General features: G+C 40.6%; 6 protein-coding genes. 3 read left to right on the forward strand and 3 right to left on the reverse strand.

Annotated features, from left to right (window positions below; translation table 11 throughout):
• Positions 1-284: 284 nt before the first annotated feature.
• From U9O96_07260 to U9O96_07270, 3 genes are all read right to left on the reverse strand, one after another.
• Entirely contained in the window at positions 285-1,199 is a 915-nt protein-coding gene (locus U9O96_07260; protein MEA2054881.1) for a transglutaminase family protein, read from the reverse strand.
• A gap of 227 nt (positions 1,200-1,426) precedes the next feature.
• A complete protein-coding gene (locus U9O96_07265; GenBank protein MEA2054882.1) occupies positions 1,427-1,630 on the reverse strand; it encodes a hypothetical protein in 204 nt (67 codons plus the stop codon).
• Between the two features lie 263 nt (positions 1,631-1,893).
• A complete protein-coding gene (locus tag U9O96_07270; GenBank protein MEA2054883.1) occupies positions 1,894-3,015 on the reverse strand; it encodes an NAD(P)/FAD-dependent oxidoreductase in 1,122 nt (373 codons plus the stop codon).
• A 62-nt stretch (positions 3,016-3,077) separates the two neighbouring features.
• Between U9O96_07270 and U9O96_07275 the strand changes: the two genes are divergently transcribed.
• Genes U9O96_07275 through U9O96_07285 form a run of 3 tightly spaced genes read left to right on the forward strand, consistent with a single transcriptional unit; the run spans position 3,078 to position 4,262 of the window.
• Entirely contained in the window at positions 3,078-3,356 is a 279-nt protein-coding gene (locus tag U9O96_07275; GenBank protein ID MEA2054884.1) for a DUF5749 family beta-barrel protein, read from the forward strand.
• A complete protein-coding gene (pth2, locus tag U9O96_07280; protein ID MEA2054885.1) occupies positions 3,349-3,693 on the forward strand; it encodes a peptidyl-tRNA hydrolase Pth2 in 345 nt (114 codons plus the stop codon). Before U9O96_07275 ends, pth2 begins: the two co-directional genes overlap by 8 nt.
• Positions 3,690-4,262 (forward strand): DUF99 family protein, encoded by a 573-nt coding sequence (locus U9O96_07285; GenBank protein MEA2054886.1) that lies wholly within the window; start codon positions 3,690-3,692, stop codon positions 4,260-4,262. Before pth2 ends, U9O96_07285 begins: the two co-directional genes overlap by 4 nt.
• Positions 4,263-4,402 lie beyond the last annotated feature (140 nt).

Here is a 4,402-nt window from a genome sequence, read left to right on the forward strand (position 1 = left end):
TTTCTCATTTGCATCATCTCAATAACTTAATATATATTTATATATATAAAGTTATCGGTAAACCGATGTATTATAGGCCGCTACGAAAAAATGATGAATACGGTGGGGGTTTTTCAAAGCATTCGTAGATAATCTAATTTATCTGGTTTGTCTGTAATTTTCACTCAAGTGAGATTCATTCAAATGTATTGCATTCCTTTATTTCCAGCTTGCCAATTGGATTGGTGGCAAAAATCCGGTCATCTACTGTATTCAAATTACGGCACTTTTCATTTAACCGCATATCAGTTTTCACTCACAAAAACAATCTCCTTTTTGGGTTCCAATTCAACTTTTGGCGCTCTCTGCACTTTTTTTCTCCTTGCCTTTTCATCGTATACCCATTCTCCGCCCGCCTCTTCTATTATATTTTTTCCTTTCTCTATCTGACCAATGATGCTTGCATTGACTTTATCTAATGTTCTGGGGGTCACCTTTTTGGCCAATTTCAGAAGCACATCCATTCCATAAGGAAATGATTCCACATGCATTACTGAATCTGGCATTGCAGAGAACCATACGCCTATGGAATCTTCACCAAACTTTGTTATTGGTATAGACGCAGCCGCCTGTCTTTCAGGAGTAGAACCAACATCTACAACCACCCACTCGCCATCGACGTAAGCTTCCCCCTCCCCATGCAACATGAAGTATCCCATTGTCTCATACCATTTTTTCAGTAGATCATCCACCATAAGAGCATCATTCCATGACTGAATCATAGAAGGGGCGTAAAGCTTGTACCGTGCCTTTATTCCAGCGGCCCTACACAAGGCAATAAATACGGATATTTCGTGTATGCACGTACCCGTCCCCCGCCTGAGTGTGTTTTCCACTCCGTCCATCGGCAATATTTCCAGGGTTAGTTTACGTTTGGCAAAATCAAAGGCAACTTCTGCAAACTCACGGTCGGATTTTTCAAAAGCCCCCAATTCGTTTGCCAGTGCTATCACCTCCGGGGCATGAGGATTACAGTAACGAGTTGGCCTCAGATATTTTTCATCTGAAATACAGCATTTTATTCCTTCCCTATATTCAAGAATTTCATACCGTCGCGGCGGCCTGATATATTTTTCTCCCGAGGCACTGTACCTCATTTTTTTAAAAGCCCCTAAATTCGCAATAAGAACTTTACTCAGCGAAAACATCCCTTTTATCATAAGCTTCAGATAGGCCTTTTGAGGAAAATATCCTTTTTCTTTAATTTCTCTCAAACTTACCATTAACTCAACTCCCAAAATGCGTGTTCATATTCGGACATGTATAGCAATAACCAGACTGCGCTCCCCTTCCCTCACTAGAAACTCCCATCATATCTTCACTTTTCCTCTAAATGTAATTATAAATCTAATATAAATGTTAGCCAATAAAAACAGCTATCCATATCTTATTCAGTTTTCCTGTAAGTATAGTTGATTTCCCTCTGGATTTCACGGTATAACTTTGCCCCGTGTTCCAGTATTTTCCTCTCCATCATAACCGCTATTGCTTCCTTGCCCAATATTTCCATCAATTCCCGAATTTCATCAGGGTGTGACTTCACATATTCTACTATATTTTTTATACTCTCTTCATCAAGTGTTATTTTCATTTCAATCCCTCACCACAATATAATACTTATCAACTTATATTCTTTTTGATATGCCGTACATGTAAAAAATAAAAGCGGAAGGGGGGTGAAGGAGGGAGAGGAAAAAATGTCCCTCCTTCTCGAATGCTATCCTGTAGTATCCCTGCCCATATGTGCCCGCATCAGGGCGCTATATCAATACATGTGTCCTGTCATCACATACTAAATGTTCCGAGCATTTATAAATGAAGGAAGGAGGTGGCACAATATTTAAAAACCTTTCTTTAAAAAGGTAAAAACAAAAATTTTAACAGCTTTGGATGCCTCTTTATCAATTCTTTTGCTGCTATGGAAGGGTAATCAATATCGCCATATTCATTTATCGTTCTAATAACATCGTCATTCAATGAATCAAAAATTGCATCTATCTTTTTATCGTCTGCCCTCAAAAAAAATTTTCTCATTGCCATACTTTTTTTCAATTCTTTTCCAAAGTCTTTCATGTACTCCCTCTCGTATTGATATGTACCATTACCCTCCAAAAATTTCTGTATCGCTTTTTCCAAAATCTTTGCTGCTAAAAGCCCCGGATACAGCCCTCCGCCGGATGTCGCCTTTACCTGTGCGGCGGCATCCCCGACTAAAGAAACATTTTCACTGGAAAATGTATTGCGCAACCCCACAGGAATAATGCCTGCGTTTATCTCTCCCTCCCTGGTTTTCCCTATCTCTACCATTTCCAGAAATTTAAAGAAATATTTTTTTAATTTATATCCCTTCCTAACGCCCAAACCTATTCTCGCTTTTTTTTCTTCAGGTATGACCCATGCAAAAAATCCCGGGGCAACATTATTCCCAAAAAAAACTTTAACAGATTCATTTTGCATTTTGTATGGAACAGTGGCTTGCATGGCATAAATATATTCCTTTGGCTCCGGAAAATTAAACCATTTTGCCACATCACTTCTCGCTCCGTCCGCCCCTACCAGATATTTGCATTTCACCTCTTCTTTTCCCTTCACAATGATTTCCCCATTTTTTATATATGCATCTGAGGCTTTCCATCTGCACCTGTATTCTGCCCCCTCGGCGATAGCCATCTCCGCCATTTCCTTATCGAATTTCTCCCTATCGATAACCAAGGCGTGAATTTTATTTCCGCCTATCCTTATTTCCTTTTTGCCCGGCGAATAAACGTCCGCTCCCTTTATTTTGTTTACAACAACGCCATCGCTTGTGCCAGCCATTTTTACCACCCTCTCAGTAACAAGACCCGCACAGCTTACAAGCTTACCAATTTCAGCATGCTCTTCCAGAACGGCAACGCTATAGCCTTCCTTTGCCAGCGCACGGGCCGTCATGCTTCCTGCCGGGCCTCCGCCGATTATGGCTACGTCATATCGCATCAAGTTTAAGTATTCAATCCTTATTTATATGTTAAGTTGTAAAAGCGCAGAAGTGATGAAAAATGATGATCGAATGGTGGTTGATTCCGCTGGCAATTGCTGCCGTTAAGAAAAAGGATTTATTTTCGCTGCTTTCGAGATTTGTGGCGGATAAAGACGGGAACAGGATAGGAGAGAGCATCTCAGTATACAAGGATCTTCTAATAATAAAAAAGGACGGAGATTACTATGCCATCCCCCTGAAACATGTGGAAACAAAAGGCAAGGAAATTCATGTCAAGGGTGTGGTGCAGTGGGAAAAAGCAAAAGAAATGGCCGAGGAGTGGAAAAATAATGTATAAAATGGCGATAGTTGCTAATGATATTCTCATGTCGCCGGGGAAGCTCGCCGCCCAGGTTGCCCATGCAGCAGTTGAATGCACCCTCAAGCTCTATAAAAAAAATCCGTCGCTGTTAAAAGAGTGGGTGGACGAAGGCCAGAAAAAAATCGTTTTGAAGGCAGATATTGACGAAATCAAGGCATTGAAAAAAAAGGCGAATTCGATGGGCCTGTGCACAGCCCTCATACATGATGCAGGAATGACGGAACTGGAGCCCGGAACGATCACAACGCTTGCCATAGGGCCGGCGGACGAAAGTATAATAAATAAAATTACAGGACAACTTCCATTGAAATGAAAAAAGAAATACGTATTCTTGGAATAGACGACATGCCCTTCTCATTTGATGATGAAGTGGTAGATGTCATAGGGGTCGTGATGAGAGGTAACCATTATATAGAGGGGGTTTTGCGTACAACCATAGAAGTCGACGGAATGAATTCCACCCCCTCCTTAACAAAATTGATCAACAATACAAGGCACAGCAAACAACTTAAGGTGGTAATGGTAGACGGAGGTGCCCTCGGAGGATTCAATGTTGTTGATATCGAGAAAATAAATGAGGGTACCGGAGTGCCAATCATGACCGTAACCAGAAATGAGCCGGACGAGGAAAAAATAAAAGAAGCATTAAAAAAACATTTTGACGATTGGGAGGAAAGGTGGAAAATATTAAACAAAGGGGAAATAAAAAAATTGGAACTGAATTATCCTCTTTACGTGAAGTATTCTGGCATCCAGCCTGGAGAAGTTAGGGAAGTGGTAAGATTGAGTATAGTGAGAGGAGCAATACCCGAGCCGATACGAATAGCCCATTTAATAGCAACCGGAATAAAAACTGGGGAATCATATGGAAAAAACAGATAAGCCTGCTACCAGATATTCTTGAAATTCCGTAACGTTTAAATTATCTGGGTGTTATTCATAGGTCGAGGGATTGGGATGTTGTGTCCATATTGCAAAAAAGAGGATAAAGTAGTAAAAAGAGGGATGCGTAAAAATAAGTA

The sequence above is a fragment of the Candidatus Thermoplasmatota archaeon genome (assembly GCA_034660695.1).
Classification (GTDB): Archaea; Thermoplasmatota; E2; order UBA202; family DSCA01; genus JAYEJS01.